Source organism: Caballeronia sp. INML1 (genome assembly GCF_023631085.1).
Classification (GTDB): Bacteria; Pseudomonadota; Gammaproteobacteria; order Burkholderiales; family Burkholderiaceae; genus Caballeronia; species Caballeronia turbans.
The window spans coordinates 687,212-704,594 of sequence record NZ_JALQDT010000051.1 but is presented as its reverse complement, the minus strand read 5'-3'; the positions used below and the strand labels follow the sequence as shown (position 1 = coordinate 704,594).

The following is a 17,383-nucleotide window of genomic DNA, read 5'->3' as shown; positions in this document are numbered from 1 at the left end:
GGTGATGGAGCGCGGATGCCCGGCGATGTCCATCCCGTCGAGCACGTTCCATTCCAGCGCATGCCGACGCAGGCGCGTGACTTGCTGAAGGAGCGCGGTTTGCGCGGCAAATGGGCGCATTGGTGCAAACACCGTGTCAACCTGTCTGCGCGATGTAATCGTGCACCATATACTTGTGAAACCACTTTACGACGCGCCGAGGGCAATCATGCTCCAGATGTCACGGCGACAGTTCCTGAAGGTCTCCGCGAGCACGCTGGCCGGTTCGAGCCTGGTGGCAATGGGCTTTTCTCCGGCACCCGCGCTCGCCGAAGTCCGGCAATACAAACTGTCGCGCACCACGGAAACGCGCAATACCTGCCCGTACTGTTCAGTCGGGTGCGGCATTCTTATGTACGGCCTGGGCGACAACGCCAAGAACGCCAAGCCGAGCATCATCCATATCGAAGGCGATCCGGATCATCCCGTCAATCGCGGCACGCTCTGCCCGAAAGGCGCCTCGCTCATCGACTTCATTCATAGCCCGAGCCGGCTGCTGTATCCCGAGCATCGCGCGCCCGGGTCGAACGAGTGGAAGCGCATCTCGTGGGACGAGGCGCTCGACCGCATCGCCGTGCTTCTCAAGGAAGATCGCGACGCGAATTTCGTCGAGACGACGCCCGACGGCAAGAAGGTCAACCGGTGGCTGACTTCGGGCTTTCTCGCGGCGTCGGCGGCGAGCAACGAGGTCGGCTATCTGACGCACAAGACCGTGCGCAGTTGGGGGATGCTCGCATTCGATAATCAGGCGCGTGTCTGACATGGCCCGACGGTGGCAGGTCTTGCCCCGACGTTTGGCCGTGGAGCGATGACGAACCATTGGGTCGACATCAAGAACACGGACCTGATTCTCGTGATGGGCGGCAATGCGGCCGAGGCGCACCCGTGCGGCTTCAAGTGGGTGACCGAGGCAAAGGCGCATCGTCGTGCGCGGCTCATCGTGGTGGATCCGCGCTTCACGCGCACGGCATCGGTCGCGGATTTCTACGCGCCGATTCGCACCGGCACGGACATCGCGTTCCTGGGCGGCGTCATCAACTATCTGCTCACGAACGACAAGATCCAGCACGAGTACGTGAAGAACTACACGGACATGTCGTTCATCGTGCGCGAGGACTTCGCGTTCAAGGACGGCGTGTTCTCGGGCTACGACGCCGAACATCGCAAGTACGACAAGTCGAGCTGGGACTACGAGCGCGGCGAGGACGGTTACGTCAAGACCGATCCGACGTTGCAGCATCCGCGCTGCGTCTACAACCTGCTCAAGCAGCACTACGCCGCCTACACGCCGGAGATGGTGACGAAAGTCTGCGGCACTCCGACCGACAAGTTCCTCAAGGTCTGCGAGATGCTCGCGACGACCGCCGCGCCCAATCGCGCGGGCACGATCCTCTATGCGCTCGGCTGGACGCATCACTCGGTCGGCGCGCAGATGATCCGAACGGGCGCGATGGTGCAGCTTCTGCTCGGCAATATCGGCATTGCGGGCGGCGGCATGAATGCGCTGCGCGGGCATTCGAACATTCAGGGCCTGACGGACCTCGGCCTGATGTCGAACCTGCTGCCCGGCTACATGACCTTGCCGATGGAAGGCGAACAGGAGTACGAGGAGTACATCAAGAAACGCGCGGCGCAGCCACTGCGGCCGAACCAGTTGAGCTACTGGAAGAACTACCGCGCGTTCCACGTGAGCTTCATGAAGTCGTGGTGGGGCGACAACGCGACGGCCGACAACAACTTCGGGTTCGACTACCTGCCGAAGCTCGACAAGTCCTACGACATGCTGCAGGTCTTCGAACTGATGGCCGCGGGCAAGATGAACGGCTATATCTGCCAGGGCTTCAATCCGCTCGCGGCCGCGCCGAACAAGGCGAAGATCGGCCTTGGCCTGTCGAAGCTGAAGTGGCTCGTCATCATGGATCCGCTCGCGACGGAAACGTCGGAGTTCTGGAAGAACCACGGTGAATTCAACGATGTCGATGCATCGAAGATCCAGACAGAAGTTTTCCGTCTGCCGACAAGCTGCTTCGCGGAAGAGCGCGGCTCGCTCGTGAGCTCGTCGCGCGTGCTGCAATGGCACTGGCAGGGCACGACGCCGCCGGGCGAGGCGAGGAGCGATCTCGAAATCATGTCGGGTCTGTGGCTGCGCATGCGAAAGGCCTATCAGGAAAAGGGCGGCAAGTATCCCGACCCGATCCTGAAGATGACCTGGCCGTATGCGGACCCGGAGAGCCCGACGCCCGAAGAGATCGCGATGGAGTTCAACGGCCGCGCGCTTGCCGACGTCACCGATCCCGCCGATCAGACGAAAGTGCTCGCAAAACGCGGCGAGCAGCTCGCGAGCTTTGCGCAACTGCGCGACGACGGCTCGACCGCGAGCGGCTGCTGGATCTTCTGCGGCTCATGGACGCAGGCGGGCAACCAGATGGGCCGGCGCGACAACTCCGACCCGACCGGCATCGGCCAGACGCTCGGCTGGGCGTGGGCGTGGCCGGCGAACCGGCGCGTGCTGTACAACCGCGCATCGTGCGATGTGAACGGCAAGCCGTTCGATCCGTCGAGAAAGCTCGTCGCGTGGAACGGGCGCGCATGGACGGGCTCGGACATCCCCGACTTCAAGGTCGACGAGCCGCCGGACAAGGGCATGAGCCCCTTCATCATGAATCCGGAAGGCGTCGCGCGTTTCTTCGCGCGCGACGGCATGAACGAAGGGCCGTTCCCCGCGCATTACGAGCCGTTCGAGACGCCGCTCGGCTACAACCCGTTCTTCCCGGACAACAAGGCGGTGACGAGCAATCCGGCCGCGCGCGTATTCGCGGACGATCGCGCCGCGTTCGGCACGGCAGACAAGTTCCCGAACACGGCGACCACGTACCGGCTCACCGAGCACTTCCACTACTGGACCAAGCACGCGCGCCTGAACGCGATCGTGCAGCCGCAGCAGTTCGTGGAGATCGGCGAGGAGCATGCAAAGGAAGTGGGCGTCGTCGCGGGGGATCGCGTGAAGGTGTCGAGCAATCGCGGGCATATCGTCGCGGTGGCGCTCGTTACGAAACGCATCAAGCCACTGACCGTGGAGGGCAAGAAAGTGCACACCGTGGGCCTGCCGCTGCACTGGGGCTTCAAGGGCCTCACGCAGCCGGGCTATCTCGTCAACACACTCACGCCTTCGGTAGGCGACGGGAACTCGCAGACGCCCGAGTTCAAGTCGTTTCTCGTGAAGGTCGAGAAGGCATAAGGGGGACGAGATGGCTCTGCAATCGCTCGATATCAAACGTCTCTCGGCGACGACCACGCCGCAGACGCAGGTGCGCGAGCCGGTCACGGGGACGGTGGCGAAGCTCATCGACGTGTCGAAGTGCATCGGCTGCAAGGCGTGTCAGACGGCGTGCATGGAGTGGAACGATCTGCGCGACGACATCGGTCACACGACCGGCATCTACGACAACCCGCGCGACCTCACGGAGCATTCGTGGACCGTGATGCGCTTCACCGAATACGAGAATCCGAAGGGCGACCTCGAGTGGCTGATCCGCAAGGACGGCTGCATGCATTGCGAGGATCCAGGGTGTCTGAAGGCGTGTCCGTCGCCGGGCGCGATCGTGCAGTACACGAACGGCATCGTGGATTTTCACGAGGAGAACTGCATCGGTTGCGGCTATTGCATCACCGGATGTCCCTTCAACATTCCGCGGCTCTCCAAGGAAGATCATCGCGTGTACAAATGCACGCTCTGCTCGGACCGCGTCGCGGTCGGGCAGGAGCCCGCGTGCGTAAAGACGTGCCCGACCGGCGCGATCATGTTCGGCACCAAGGCGGACATGCAGGTGCAGGCGGCCGATCGCGTGGAGGACCTGAAAGAGCGGGGCTTTGCGAATGCCGGTTTGTACGATCCGCCGGGCGTGGGCGGCACGCACGTCATGTACGTGCTGCACCACGCGGATCAGCCGGAGTTGTATCACGGCCTTGCGAAGGATCCGCACATCAGCCCGCTCGTGTCGATCTGGAAGGGCGTGACCAAGCCGCTCGCGATGGCGGGCATCGCGCTCGCGGCGCTCGCGGGGTTCTTCCATTACACGCGCATCGGCCCGAACGAAGTCAGCGAGGAAGACGAAGTGGAAGCGCACCGCGAGGCGGAAGAGGTGCGGCGTCGCCGGGAAGGCGGACAGGAGCGTGAAGATGAAACACGATAGCGAACTGCGTGACGTGAAGGGCCATCGTCTGATCGTGCGCTACACGCCGAACGAACGCACCAATCACTGGATCACCGCGATCACCTTCGTGCTGCTCGCGCTTTCCGGGCTCGCAATGTTCCATCCGTCGATGTCATGGCTCTACGCGATTTTCGGCGGCGGGCAGTGGACGCGCATTCTGCATCCGTTCGTCGGCTGCGTGATGTTCATCTCGTTTCTGATCCTCGCGCTGCGCTTCTGGCATCACAATTATCTGGACCGCAACGATGTCCAGTGGATGAAGCAGATGAACGACGTGCTCACCAATCGCGAGGATCGCTTGCCGGAGATCGGCAAGTACAACGCGGGGCAGAAGCTGCTGTTCTTCGTGATGGTCGCGAGTCTCGTGCTGCTGCTCTTGAGCGGGATCGTGATATGGCGCGCGTACTTTGCGTTTTATTTCCCGATCACGGTCATTCGCATCGCGTCGGTGGTGCATGCGGCGACGGCGTTCGTGCTGATCGTGTCGATCATCGTTCATATCTACGCCGCGCTGTGGGTGAAGGGATCGATCGGCGCGATGACGCGCGGCACGGTCACGTATGGATGGGCGCGCAAGCATCATCCGCGCTGGTTCAGGGAGATTATCGGGAAGTAAAGGGCTGTCGCGACGGCGGGCCAGTGTGCGCGGGGCGCGGTCCATTTCTTGTCCAATTAGCTGATATCCTTGATCGACCGCTCATCCCCGCGAGGAAACCTTCCGTGGTTCAACGCATAGTCGAAGCCGCGAGAATCGAATCGCTCGATCCCTCGGCGATTCCGCGCTTGCGCATGCCGGAGCGCGCCACGATATTCGCCGCGCGCGCCGCGCGCCTTGTGCAACTCGCCGACGCGAGCAATCCCATCGCCGGTTATCTGCGCCTGATGGCCGCGCTCGCCGATGCCCAGCAGCGCGTGCTCGCCGCATTCAACGCGCCGATGCCCTCGCGCGCATCGATCGAACTGAACCAGCGTCATTCGATGCCCATCGTCCCCGCGCTCACGGACGCACGCGATCCCGCGTGGCGAGACGTGCTCTTCATGCTGCTCGACGGCATCGAGGCCGCGGGCGCGCTGACGCCCGCGCTCACGCAACTCGTCGGCCGCCTGCGCGCGACGGACGCCGCCGCGCTCGACAGCCAGGCCGATGCCGTCCTCGCGCTGCGCTTCGCCGAGATCGATCCGGCCGCGGCGCCGTTCATCGCGGCCGCGCTGCAAGTCGTGTGGACCGATCTCGCGAGCCGCATCGACACGAAGGACGTGCCCTATCTCGACACGCCCGGGGTATGCCCGGTCTGCGGTTCGGTGCCGGTGGCGAGCATCGTGCGTGTGGGCGGCGCGTATGACGGCTATCGCTACGCGCAATGCGGCCTCTGCGCGACGGAGCTTCACGTGGTCCGCGCCAAGTGCACGAACTGCGATTCGACCAAAGGCATCGCCTATCACGTGATGGGCACCGGCGACGAACCCGAAAGCGAGAAGTCCGCGCGGGCGAAGAGCGCGCCGCTCAAGGCGGAGTCGTGCGATGAATGCGGCACGTACCGCAAGATCGGCTATCAGGACAAGGCCTATGATTTCGAGCCCTACGCCGACGATCTCGCGAGCCTCACCCTAGACCTGTTGATGGGCGAGGCCGGCTATCGGCGCGCGGCGCCCCATCCGTGGCTGTGGCCCGAACATTCGGAAGACGATCGATGAGCGACGTCAAAGGCGGCGAGGGCGGCGAACTGCGCGCGTTGATGGCCCGCGTGCCATCGGTGGAGCGCGTGCTGGCATCGGCAGAATTCGAGGCGGTGATCGCCGGATACGGGCGCACGCAGACGCTCGCCGTGTTGCGCGAGACGCTCGACGCATGGCGCGCCGATGCGCAGGCAGGCCGCGCATCCGTCGACGCCTTGAGCGATGCGCAACTCGCGCGCACCGTCGATGCGAGGCTCGCAAAGCGCGCGCGCAGCAGCGTGCGCAGCGTCTTCAATCTCACGGGCACGGTGCTGCATACCAACCTCGGCCGCGCGCTCCTGCCCGACGAAGCGGTGCGCGCGGTGGCCGAGATGCTCACGCGGCCCGCCAACCTCGAATTCGATCTGGACACGGGCGCGCGCGGCGATCGCGACGATCTCATCAACGGCCTGATCTGCGAACTGACGGGCGCGCAAGCCGCGACTGTCGTGAACAACAACGCGGCGGCCGTATTGCTCACGCTGTCCGCGCTCGCATCGCGAAAGGAAGTGATCGTGTCGCGCGGCGAGCTCGTCGAGATCGGCGGCGCGTTTCGCATTCCCGACATCATGAGCCGCGCGGGCGCGAAGCTGCGCGAAGTCGGCACGACGAATCGCACGCATCTGAAAGACTACGACGAAGCGATCAACGCGAAGACCGCGCTCCTGATGAAGGTGCATTGCAGCAACTACGCGGTGAGCGGCTTCACGAAGGAAGTGACCCTCGCGGAACTCGCGCCGCTCGCGAAGGCGCGCGGGCTGCCCGTCGCGATGGATCTCGGCAGCGGCACGCTCGTCGATCTCGCGCAGTGGGGCTTGCCGCGCGAAGCGACGGTGCGCGAGACCGTCGCGGCAGGCGCGGATCTCGTCACCTTCAGCGGCGACAAGCTGCTGGGCGGGCCGCAGGCGGGGCTGATCGTCGGGCGGCGCGACCTGATCGCGAAGATCAAGAAACATCCGCTGAAGCGCGCATTGCGCGTCGGCAAGCTGACGCTCGCCGCGCTCGAAGCGGTGTTGCGCCTGTATCGCGCGCCCGAAACGCTCGCCGAACGTCTCACGACATTGCGCCTTCTCACACGTCCCGCCGATGTCATGCGCCTCGCGGCCGAGCGCATCGAGCCTGCGCTGCAAGGCTTCGTCGGCGACGAATTCACGGTTGGCGCCGAACCGATGTTCAGCCAGATCGGCAGCGGCGCGTTGCCTGTCGATGTCCTGCCGAGCTACGGGCTCGGCGTGCGGCTCGCGAGCGGCAAGCGGCCGGGCGGTGCGCTCAACCGCGTCGAGAAGCGGCTGCGCGACTTGCCGCGGCCGGTGCTCGGGCGCATCGCGGACGGCGCATTGCGGCTCGATCTGCGCTGTCTCGAAGAGGCCGACGAAGCCGCGTTCGTCGCCCAACTGGAAGCACGCGAATGATCGTCGGCACGGCGGGGCATATCGATCACGGCAAGACGACGCTCGTGCGGGCGCTGTCGGGCGTGGACACCGATCGCCTGAAGGAAGAGAAAGCGCGCGGCATCTCGATCGAACTGGGTTACGCATATGTGCCGTTGAACGACGGCGGCGTGCTCGGCTTCATCGACGTGCCCGGACACGAGAAGCTCGTGCATACGATGGCGGCGGGCGCGTGCGGCATCGACTTCGCCTTGCTCGTGATCGCCGCCGACGATGGCGTGATGCCGCAAACGCGCGAGCATCTCGCGATACTCGAGCTGCTCGGCGTGACGCGGGGCGCGGTCGCGGTGACCAAGTGCGATCGCGCGGAGGCATCGCGCGTGCGCGACGTGCACGCGCAAATCGAAGCGCTGCTCGCGGACGGCCCGTTGCGCGCTGCGCCCTTGTTCGACACCGATGCGACGAAGGCCGACGACGAAGGCGTCGCCGCACTGAGCGCTTATCTTCGCGATGCCGCCGCGCACTGGCGCACGCGCCGCGACGACGGCTTTTTCCGGCTCGCGGTCGATCGCGTGTTCACGTTGACAGGGCAGGGCACGATCGCGACGGGCACGGTCTTCGCGGGCCGCGTGAACATCGGCGACACGATGGCGCTCGCGCCGCGGGAAGCGTCCGGTGCACCTGTGCGCGTGCGCAGCATTCACGCGCAGAATCGCGCGGCGCAGACGGGGCGGGCGGGCGAGCGCTGCGCGCTCAATCTCGCGGGCATCGACAAGGATGCGCTCGCGCGCGGCGACTGGATCGTCGATACGCGGCTCGCGCGTGCGTCCGAGCGGCTCGATGTCGAGCTGACCTTGCTCGATGACGCGCAGCTCACGCTCACGCATTGGGCGCCCTTGCATGTGCATCTGGGCACGACGCATCGCGTCGCGCATGTCGCGCTGCTCGAAGCCGACACGCTTGCATCGGGGCACACCGCGCGCGTGCAGCTCGTCTTCGATCAGCCCGTTTGCGCGCTGCCCGGCGACCGCTTCATCGTGCGCAATGCGCAGGCGAACCGGACGGTGGGCGGCGGACGCGTGCTCGATCCGTTCGCGCCCGCGCGCAAGCGCCGCACGCCGCAACGCCGCGCGTGGCTCGATGCGCTCGTCGCGATGCTCGACACGGGCCGCGTCGATGCGCTCTTCGAGCAGGCGCCGTATGGCTTGCCGCGTTCGCTGATCGAGCACCTCCGCGGACGATCGATGACGCCGGAAGGCCTGCGCGCCGTTTCCACGCATGACGACACGCTTTATATTGCATCGCGTCATTGGGACGCCATGAAGACGCGCCTTCTCGACGCGCTCGCCGCATTCCACGAACGCTTCTCCGACGAACAGGGCCCCGACGCCGCGCGCCTGCGCCGCATGGCCGCGCCGCTTGCGCCTGATGCGCTGTGGCGCGCGCTCGTCGACGATGCCGTGGCGAGCGCAACGATTGCGAGGAGCGGGCCGTGGCTGCATCTGCCGGCGCATGCGGTGACGCTCGACGAAAGGGAAGAAGCACTGGCGCGCGCGGTGCTGGCATCGCTCGAAGAGGGGCGTTTCGAACCGCCCTGGGTGCGCGATCTCGCCCGCGCGCACGGCATCGGCGAGGACGAGATGCGCAGGCTCCTCAAAAAACTCGCACGCCGCGGCGACGTGTATCAGGTCGTGCGCGATCTGTTCTACTGCCGCGCGTCGATCGGCGCACTGGCGCAACTCGTCGCGCAGCAGGCCGAGGCGCAGGGCGGCGCGCTCGGCGCGGCCGCCTTCCGCGACGCGAGTGCGCTCGGCCGAAAACGCGCGATACAGATTTTGGAGTTCTTCGACCGCGTTGGGTACACTCGATTCCACCGCGATCTTCACCTGTTGCGCAGCGATAGCCGCTGGCACGAGTCCGTCTGACGATTGCGCACCGCTGCGCTTTCGCCTGTCGATCACGATGGAGCATTCCTACTTCAAGCTGTTGCACCTCTTGTCGGGCCACCCCGAGTGGGCGCTCGCCGTGGTGCTGCTCGCGTCGTTTCTCGAATCGGTCGCGTTCATCGGCACCTTCGTGCCGGGCAGCACCGCGATGTTCATCGCCGGTGCGCTCGTCGGCGCAGGCGCGCTGAATCTCGGCTGGGTATTCGTCTGCGCGATCGCGGGCGCCATCGCAGGGGACGCCGCGAGCTTCTGGTTCGGCCAGCGCTATGCGGACAAGATCGCGCAGATGTGGCCGTTTCGCGCGCATCCGGGCGCGCTCGCCGCGGGCAGGAAGTATTTCGATGCCCACGGCGCGAAGAGCGTCGTGCTCGCGCGCTTCGTCGCGCCGATGCGCGCCGTCGTGCCCGTCGTCGCGGGCGTGGCGGGGATGACGCCTGCGCGTTTTCTCGCCGTCAACATCCTGAGTGCGCTCGTCTGGGCGCCGACGCATATCCTGCCGGGCGTCGTATTCGGCGCGTCGATCGAGCTGGCGGGCGCGGTGTCGATCAGGCTCGTCGTGATCCTGATCATCGTCACCGCGCTTGGATGGATCGTGTTCAATCTCTCGCGCCTCATCGTGTCGCACGCGATGCGCTGGACCATCGCGTCCCGCGAGAAACTGCTCGCATGGGCGCAAACGGGCCGCGGCCTGCCGGCACGGCTCGTGTCGCGCGCGCTCGATCCGGGCAATCCGGCGACCGGCCTCATCGTGACGATCTCGGTGCTGCTGCTCGCCTCCGCCTTTGTCTTTTTCTCCGTGCTGGCGAATGTCGCGCGCGGCGCATCGATCGTGCAGGTGGATGTGTCGATCTATCGGCTGCTGCAATCGTTCCGCTCCACCTGGACCGATTCGATTCTCGATGGCGCGGCGACGCTCGGCAGCACACCCACGCTGCTCGCGCTCGGCGCGATGGTCATCGTGTGGATGAGCTTCGAGCGGCGCTGGCGCACGGTCACGTACTGGGTCGTGGCCGTGGCGTTTTCGCAGTTGCTGGTCGCGGCGATCCGCTTCACCGCGCACGAGCCGATCCTCGTTTCCTTCACGCCGGCGGAGCACCGCTTTCCGAGCAGCCATGTGGCGGCAACCGTCGTCATCTATGGCTTTCTCGCGTTTCTCCTGCTGCGGCGCGTGGGCTTGCTGACGGGCGTGTTCATCGCGACGGCGACCTCCGCGATCGTCACGGCGGTCGGCGTAGCGGGGCTGTATTTCGGCCGCTTCACCATCTCCGATGCGCTGGGCAGCACGGCGCTCGCGGCCGTGTGGGTCTTTCTGATCGCGCTCACGGCCGTATGGCGCAATCCCGCCAAACCGAAACCGCGGCCCTTGATGCCGATTGCCGTGCTGGCCGTGATCTGCGCGAGCGTCGCCCTGCAACTGAGCGATGACACGGAAGCGCACAGCGCGGCGCCTGCGACCATCGTCGTCACGCCGATCCAATGGACCGATACCGTGTGGCGCACGTTTTCGTGCTATCGAGCGAGCATGGAGGGCGATCGTCGCGAGCCGATCACCGTCCAATGGGCCGCGACGCCCGAGCAGATTCGCGCACAGCTGATATCGCGCGGCTGGACGGAGGTGTCGCATGTAAGCTTGAAGAGCGTGATGTCGGTCATGTTGCCGAATGCGCCCGCGATCGATCTGCCCGCGCTGCCGCGCCTGAACAACGGCGAGCCGTCGAAGCTCGTGTTCGCGCGCTCGCCTCGCGGCGCCGACGAGCGCGACGTACTGCGCTTCTGGCCGACGCATTATGCGGTGCGCGAGGGCGAGGGCACGCCGCCTGCGCCAATCTGGCTCGGATCGGTCGTGCACGAACGCTTGCGGCGTCCGTCGTGGCCGTTCAACGTGCTGAGGCCGGACCGGCGCGTCGATCCGATGGCGTTCGATCACGGCGAGGGTTCGCCCTGGCGCGGCATCGAAATTGCGAGCAGCGCCGGATGTGGAGACGTTCCGGTGATGCTCGTCGAGTCCGGGTCCGAATGAAGTTTCGGTTGGTGCATCGCAGCCGGCGATCGAGAGGTGCCGATTGATCCAGATTCCGCCGTCGGCGATCGTGCAGTGGGGCAGCGCGGCCGTGTTCGCGAACGTCCTCCTGACGCGTCTTGGCGTGCCGCTGCCGTCCGCGCCGTTGCTCGTGTTCGCGGGCTCCGCCGTGGCGAGCGGGCGACTGTCCTTCGCGCACGTGCTGTTCGCGGCGTTGTGCGGCGCGCTGCTCGGCGACAGCGTGTGGTTTTCGGCGGGACGCATCTACGGGCGTCGGCTCGTCGCGGCGCTCTCGCGCAGATCGTATGCGGTCGATAGCGGCATGCGCACGACGGGGGAGTTGTTCGAGCGCCACGGCGCGCCTATCGTCGCGGCATCGAAGTTCGTGCCGGGACTCGGACTCGTCACCCCGCCGTTGATGGGCACGACGCAGATCGCCGTGCTCGCATTCTTCTTCTGGGATACGGCGGGGATCGTTGCGTGGGCGTCGTTCTGGCTTCTGGGCGGCGCGCTCTTCGAGCGCCAACTGCATGTCGCGGTGCTCGCGCTCGAATCGCATGGCGCGACGGTCGTGGATGTGCTCGCAGCGGCGGCGTTACTGTATTGCGTGTATCGCCTGATGCGGCGAAGACAGCCGCGTTCGCATCCGGGCGATGGCAGCGGGTGAACATGCGCCGCTATAATCGGACGCCCGCCCGGATTCTCGCCGGACTTGGCTTTGTCGTGGGTCCATGAAGGAAGGCATCCGTATCCGGTGGTGCGGCCGGGCTTCAAACCCGGTAGGGGGTGTCAGACACTCTCTGGTCGGTTCGACTCCGGCTGCCTTCCGCCACCTGGCTGATTGAAGCGGTTCGTCGGCATTTGGTTTGGCTACAGGGAAAGGCAATTTAGACGGCCGCGGAGAAAGCCGACGTCAAGTTGAGCAGGGGATCGTGAGCGACTTGGCTTTCGCATAATCGTCGGGTGCCGATCGTGCGTCATCTGCTCAGGGCTCTTTCGAGCCCGGCATTTCCTTCCAGATAAGAGGGTGACCCGACGCATTCTCGAGGCCGCGAAGCAACGGTTCGCAACCGTGGATTGACGGCCACCCCCCCTGCGAGCAGCTGGACGGCAAGTGACAAAACGCCATGCAGGCGCCCAAAACAAAAGGCCACGGGGCAAGGCCCCATTCGCTCGGCCCGTTCATGCTGGCCAAGCTCCATACGGTGCACGCGACCTGCAAGGACCGCGCTCAGACGAAGACCGTCAGCATCGCCAGCAAACGCAGCACGCAGGCGGCCTTCTACTGGAACGTCGAATTGCTGGAAAGATCATCCCGGCGGGCCTGTTTCTCCGCGGGTGAATTGGCACGTGCATGCGCTGTCACCTATGTTGCCCGACAACATCGTCATCACCAGCGTCTCTTATGTCGTTAGAGTGACACTAGTGAGAAAGTCCGATGCAACCGACGTCCGCATCGTCGACGCACATCACAACAAGGTGCTGCGGGCCGATCACTAAAAGCACTCCTAATTTCATGCGAGACATGGCCTTCTCCTTTGCCGGCAATGCTGGTTCAGGTCGCGCTTGCCGTAGTTACGGCTGCGGATTCGAATCGGCGGTTCCCGAATTGACCCTTAGCGCGACTTCCCCGGTCCGAAGCTTCCAATCAGAAACGGTGACGCACGCCGACGGTGGCCTCGATCTGATTCGATGTCGATGCGGGTGAACTCACACCGTTGATCCAGGCGACTCCCAGCGGGTTGCCAGCCCTCGCGCTTACGCTTTGATAGGTGCTTTGAATATAGACGTCCGTGCGTTTCGAGAAGGCGTAGTTCCCGAGCGCGCTCACCTGATTCCAGTGCGGAGCACCACTCCCGGCGTTGCCTCCGGCCCGTGAGTATGTGTAGGCGGCCGCCAGCATAACGGCTGGTGTCAAAGCGAACCGGATGTTTCCTTCATAGTTCTGGAAGTGGGTATTGAAGCCAGTGAGGAACAGCTCGGTCAGGTTCGTTTGTGTATAGACGATGCCCGCGACCAACGGACCGAACGCGTAGTTGACGCCTCCGCCCCACGTCTGTTGCCGGCGAGCGAGTGCACCTAATGGCACGGCGGTCGGCGTCAGAAGACCTGATAACGAGGTCCCGAGCGTATCGGTGACAGCGCCGTTCGTGTTGAGTTGTGCCGGGGTGCCGGCCGAGTTGTTCAGATGCAAATACCCGGCGCCAAAGTTCAACGGTCCCCACATGTACGACATGCCGACACTGTACGCACGGTTGTTCGCGAAACCACCTGCCTGGTTCGAGAAGCCATACAAGGCCCCGATCCTGAAGCCGGCAAAATTCGGGCTTTGATATTTGACCGAATTGTTGATCTGGAACGAGTCGTTCAAATTGTCGACGTCGAACGGATGTGCGAAGTGGGTGCCGCCATACTGTGTGCCGGTCAACGAGAGCGGCCCTACGAAGTCAACCATGCCGTCAGTCTGACGTCCCAAGGTCAGTGAGCCAAAATCCCGGCTGGACACTCCGACGTAGGCCAAGCGGTTGAAGATGCGATTGGCCGACGACAACTGCCCGTTGTTCAGATTGAAGCCGTTCTCCAGAGTGAAGATCGCCTGCAACCCGCCGCCGAGATCTTCCGCTCCGCGCAGCCCCCAACGACTGTACTGTACGCCGCCACTCGTCATCTGCCAGTTGCTGTGACCTCCTGCTCCGGTGCCGGTGATCTGGCTGTTCGTGTAAGTCAGACCTGCGTCGATCAGACCGTAAAGCGTGACATTGCTTTGCGCCTGCGCCGAGCCGGCCAAGGTAGCCAGCGCCGCACCGGCAATGAGAGTTTTCTTCATTTGCTACTCCAGGGTTGTGGGCTGTCTTCGTTAAACGCTTCACGTCACCCCGTACCGCGCCGTCCTCTCTGCGGAGAAGTTGCTGTCGCGATACGACGATAATCGCAATTGGGTGTCCGAATCTATCGTGTCGTAAAGTTTGTCGCTCGACAGCAACACGCGCGGTCACGTCGCCTGGAGTTACTGTCCGCGACGAAAGCAACATGTGTGTTCGTTCGGCATCCTGCGATTAAAAATAGCGTTCAAATGCCAGCGATATATCTTCGGTTTGCGTTTTTCGTTTACGAGATAACCTTCCTCTTCGCCATTGGAATTGAGCTGAAGCAGATCTCCACGGTGGTTCACCCGTTTCGGCGGGTTTTTTTCGTCCGCGTGTTCGCGACAGTGGCGTTCATGCGGCCGAGCAAGTTGAACGTCCTCATGGACAACATGCGCATGCGCCGACTCGCGCCGAAGACCCAGGCCAACTATTTACGTGCGGTTCGAGATTTGACCATCTTCCGGATGGAAACCGGTGGGTCGCATGCAGGCCGGGTTTCTTCCTTCCAGTGCGCGTGCACTCGCGTTTGTTCCGGCGACGCTTCCTCGCAGAACTCGAGGCCCACCTATCGCCGCGGCCAGTTGCGCTTCTTCGGCGAATACGTGCACCTCGACGATGTGGCTGCTTTTACCAAGTGGCTCGCGTCAATGCGCGCATGGAAGCGGGTGGTGTATGCCAAGCGCCCCTTTGCCGGGCCCAAAGCGGTGTTGGCCTATCTGTCGCGTTACACGCACCGAGTCGCGGATCTCCAACCAACGTCTGGTGGCGCTCGACGAACATGGCGTCACCTCGCCCTGGAAGGACTATCGCGTCAACGGACGCACGTGCAACAAGACTATGACACTCGAACTCGATGAGTTCGCGCGGCGGTTCTTGCTGCACGTTCTGCCTAGTATCCGGGCGGTGGCGGAACTTGCGTGTACACCACGCCGCCGCTCCCATATCCCGTCGCGTACCACGTCGCGCCACACTTATAGTACGGCACGTCCTTAACGGCGATGGGGGCGACGTTGCACGGCGGCGCGACAGGCGCAGGCGCAGCGACGACGGTGGTGGTTGCGGGCGGCGGTGTGGTTGCGGCAGCGGCCGCACCGACCACCATTGCCCCGGCCACAAATCCGGCCGCCGCAGAACCGCCGTCCCAATCCGAGTTGCAGTCGTAACAACCGCCCGAGTAGTTGTTCTGCACGTTGGTCACGTTCGTAGCACGCGTGTTTTGCATCTCCTTAGCGGTGGATTGACGCGCACTCTGGTTTTGGCTGGTCGTTTGAGCCGCCGCGGTCTGTCGTGCGTTCTGGTTCTGACTCGACGTAGCTTGGCGCTGCGCCTGGTTCTCGCTCGTGCTCTGCTGCCGGTTAGCCTGATTTTGGCTGGAGGTTGCCTGCCTCGAACTCGCCGAACTCTGGCGCGCACTCTGATTCGCACTTGAAGTTGAAGTTGCGGTGGCTTGGCGCGAGGCCAGAGTTTGTTGGGCCGCCGCTGATTGGCCGCCACCACGCTTCGCGCCTCCTTGCGCCGCGGTTGTGCCGCCGGATGACAACCCTCCAGACGACGCCGCCCCGCCACGGGAAAAGCCGCCGTCGCCGCCACCACCACCGCGAGCACCACCGCCTCTCTCGCCTCGTGCCTCCGCTTGATTCATCAAGCCCAGCGCGAATACTCCGGCGACGAGTGCCGTGACGACACGATCCCATGATCCGGTTTTCATCATTTCGCCCCCTTCTTCGCAGACGACTGGCGAGCCGTGGGCGACGCACGGGGAAGCTGCGCTGCGAACGCGACTTTTTGCAGGCCATCGGGAATCTGTGCCGAGAATGTCGCATCGTTAAGCTGGGGCGCAAGATCCCAGTCGACAAAGTCCGCCCAGAACTGAGGCTGGCCCACCGCCTTTCTGTAAGTTAGTACGATCCGCTGCAGCAGAGGTTTGTCGCCATCGGCTATCCACACCTGAAAATCCACCGTGTCGGTACGCGCGGCTAAATGATAGGACGCAGTGCCGGAGATACTCGTCTTCTCCACATAGTCCACCGACCGTACCCGGGCTTGCAATTCTTCAGGCAGCGAGTTCAACAGGAGCGCCGCGAGCGGCAGGCGCATGCCGAGATCCTTGACGAAATACACGATGCTCTCGTCCAGACTGCCAGGTTGCGGCGCCGTCGCATAGACTTTGCTGGCGAGATCGACCAGAACGATCTCTTTCCCGGTGAGCACAACGAGCGTTTTTGCGCCATCGCTGCGCTCGCTTTCCACGCGCATACGATCCGGCCGGCTCAACGTAACGGTGCGGTATTCGCCGAATTCGATTTTCTGCCCGGACGGCTGCACGGCGTCGTACCCGCTGCGCACACCGACACGAAAGCTCGGCGTCCCCCCAAGGAACTCCGCCATTTTCATCAGAATCGCCCGAGCCTGGGCTTGGGAGGCGGTGTCGTGCTCAGCTGGCGCGGCACGGACCGGTGGTTCTTTCTGCCCGGAGCCAGAGTAGGCGTGAGGAGCGGTGGTCAGCAGCAAAACCGATACCCACGTAGCCCTGGACGCGCGGCGCAATATGTTAGTGATCAATTTGTTAACTCCTTCTGCTCGAATACCTCTCAACCGCCGGCCTCCCGCATAAAGAATAGTGGTTCGCAGAATTTTTTCCATTCGGTTTAAAGTGGCTTACTGGGCGGGTGAAAAGCGGCGTCAGGACGCAGGGGTGACCATCACCGCGCCGTTGCTCGTGAAGCATTACCTAATAATGCCGAACTATCGGAACGTGAAATTGACCCGCCAAAACGGACTCCTATCCTTTGGATGAGGGGTGCCAAATGGGCAAGCATCGAACACCGTAGCCGGCGGAGTTCCGGGCTCACCTGGTCGAGCTGGTGAAGGCGGAGCGAACGGCTGAGGAGTCGGCGCAGGCGTTCGAACCTAGCGTGCAGACAATAGTCGACGGGGTAGCACAGGCTGACATGGACGCCGGCGTGCGTCACGATGGCCCGACGACGGCCGAGCGTTAGGAGTTCACACGTCTGCGCCGCGAAAATCGGCAATTAAAAATCGAGCGCGACATTCTCGCTCACGCGGCGGCCTGATTCTCCCGGCGGGACAGGAGCCGCATCCTCGAAGGATGCGGATTCTTGAAAGCGGACCGAGCCGGTTGGCCCATGTCACAATGGCACGCCTGCTCTATTCGGGGCAAGCCGACGGC

At 64.0% G+C, this 17,383-nt stretch carries 11 protein-coding genes, 1 tRNA gene and 1 pseudogene; 10 read left to right on the top strand and 3 right to left on the bottom strand.

What is annotated here, in order from left to right:
• Window positions 1-208: 208 nt before the first annotated feature.
• The 9 genes from fdnG to NCR38_RS19315 all read left to right on the top strand — a co-directional run bounded on the left by fdnG (window position 209) and on the right by NCR38_RS19315 (window position 12,158).
• A complete protein-coding gene (gene fdnG, locus NCR38_RS19355) occupies window positions 209-3,277 on the top strand; it encodes a formate dehydrogenase-N subunit alpha (protein ID WP_143756321.1) in 3,069 nt (1,022 codons plus the stop codon).
• Between the two features lie 10 nt (window positions 3,278-3,287).
• Entirely contained in the window at window positions 3,288-4,232 is a 945-nt protein-coding gene (fdxH, locus tag NCR38_RS19350) for a formate dehydrogenase subunit beta (protein WP_061117929.1), read from the top strand.
• On the top strand, window positions 4,219-4,869 hold the full coding sequence (locus tag NCR38_RS19345) for a formate dehydrogenase subunit gamma (protein WP_061117930.1): 651 nt from the start codon (window positions 4,219-4,221) through the stop codon (window positions 4,867-4,869). Before fdxH ends, NCR38_RS19345 begins: the two co-directional genes overlap by 14 nt.
• Before the next feature lie 104 nt (window positions 4,870-4,973).
• The gene (fdhE, locus tag NCR38_RS19340; protein WP_250477485.1) at window positions 4,974-5,948 is read left to right on the top strand and encodes a formate dehydrogenase accessory protein FdhE; all 975 of its coding nucleotides are present in this window, start codon (window positions 4,974-4,976) and stop codon (window positions 5,946-5,948) included.
• Entirely contained in the window at window positions 5,945-7,381 is a 1,437-nt protein-coding gene (gene selA / locus NCR38_RS19335) for an L-seryl-tRNA(Sec) selenium transferase (protein ID WP_061117932.1), read from the top strand. Before fdhE ends, selA begins: the two co-directional genes overlap by 4 nt.
• Window positions 7,378-9,285: a selenocysteine-specific translation elongation factor gene (gene selB / locus NCR38_RS19330; protein WP_061117933.1), complete on the top strand. Its 1,908-nt coding sequence runs from the start codon at window positions 7,378-7,380 to the stop codon at window positions 9,283-9,285. The genes selA and selB overlap by 4 nt, the downstream gene beginning before the upstream one ends.
• A 37-nt stretch (window positions 9,286-9,322) precedes the next feature.
• Window positions 9,323-11,326 (top strand): bifunctional DedA family/phosphatase PAP2 family protein, encoded by a 2,004-nt coding sequence (locus tag NCR38_RS19325; RefSeq protein ID WP_061117934.1) that lies wholly within the window; start codon window positions 9,323-9,325, stop codon window positions 11,324-11,326.
• A gap of 43 nt (window positions 11,327-11,369) precedes the next feature.
• Window positions 11,370-11,993 carry a DedA family protein gene (locus NCR38_RS19320; protein ID WP_250477484.1) on the top strand — a complete coding sequence of 208 codons (624 nt, stop codon included), beginning with the start codon at window positions 11,370-11,372 and terminating at the stop codon, window positions 11,991-11,993.
• A gap of 69 nt (window positions 11,994-12,062) precedes the next feature.
• A tRNA-Sec gene (locus NCR38_RS19315) sits at window positions 12,063-12,158 on the top strand.
• Between the two features lie 816 nt (window positions 12,159-12,974).
• Here NCR38_RS19315 and NCR38_RS19310 read toward each other — a convergent pair.
• Window positions 12,975-14,153 (bottom strand): porin, encoded by a 1,179-nt coding sequence (locus tag NCR38_RS19310; RefSeq protein ID WP_061117936.1) that lies wholly within the window; start codon window positions 14,151-14,153, stop codon window positions 12,975-12,977.
• Window positions 14,154-14,620: 467 nt separating this feature from the next.
• Here NCR38_RS19310 and NCR38_RS19305 point away from each other — a divergent pair.
• Window positions 14,621-15,084 (top strand): annotated as a pseudogene (locus tag NCR38_RS19305) (transposase); the annotation flags it as partial.
• Here NCR38_RS19305 and NCR38_RS19300 read toward each other — a convergent pair.
• A complete protein-coding gene (locus NCR38_RS19300) occupies window positions 15,083-15,415 on the bottom strand; it encodes a hypothetical protein (RefSeq protein WP_143756323.1) in 333 nt (110 codons plus the stop codon). The pseudogene NCR38_RS19305 and the gene NCR38_RS19300 overlap by 2 nt on opposite strands.
• Window positions 15,416-15,900: 485 nt before the next feature.
• Window positions 15,901-16,755, bottom strand: a complete 855-nt coding sequence (locus NCR38_RS19295) for a DUF2092 domain-containing protein (protein WP_250477483.1) — start codon at window positions 16,753-16,755, stop codon at window positions 15,901-15,903.
• Window positions 16,756-17,383: the final 628 nt, after the last annotated feature.

Excerpts from the sequence above, each read along its gene's own strand:
- selB (WP_061117933.1), top strand. The coding sequence starts at position 7,378 with ATGATCGTCGGCACGGCGGGGCATATCGATCACGGCAAGACGACGCTC.
- NCR38_RS19345 (WP_061117930.1), top strand. The coding sequence starts at position 4,219 with ATGAAACACGATAGCGAACTGCGTGACGTGAAGGGCCATCGTCTGATC.
- selA (WP_061117932.1), top strand. The coding sequence starts at position 5,945 with ATGAGCGACGTCAAAGGCGGCGAGGGCGGCGAACTGCGCGCGTTGATG.
- NCR38_RS19325 (WP_061117934.1), top strand. The coding sequence starts at position 9,323 with ATGGAGCATTCCTACTTCAAGCTGTTGCACCTCTTGTCGGGCCACCCC.
- NCR38_RS19300 (WP_143756323.1), bottom strand. The coding sequence starts at position 15,415 with ATGCAAAACACGCGTGCTACGAACGTGACCAACGTGCAGAACAACTAC.
- fdxH (WP_061117929.1), top strand. The coding sequence starts at position 3,288 with ATGGCTCTGCAATCGCTCGATATCAAACGTCTCTCGGCGACGACCACG.
- NCR38_RS19310 (WP_061117936.1), bottom strand. The coding sequence starts at position 14,153 with ATGAAGAAAACTCTCATTGCCGGTGCGGCGCTGGCTACCTTGGCCGGC.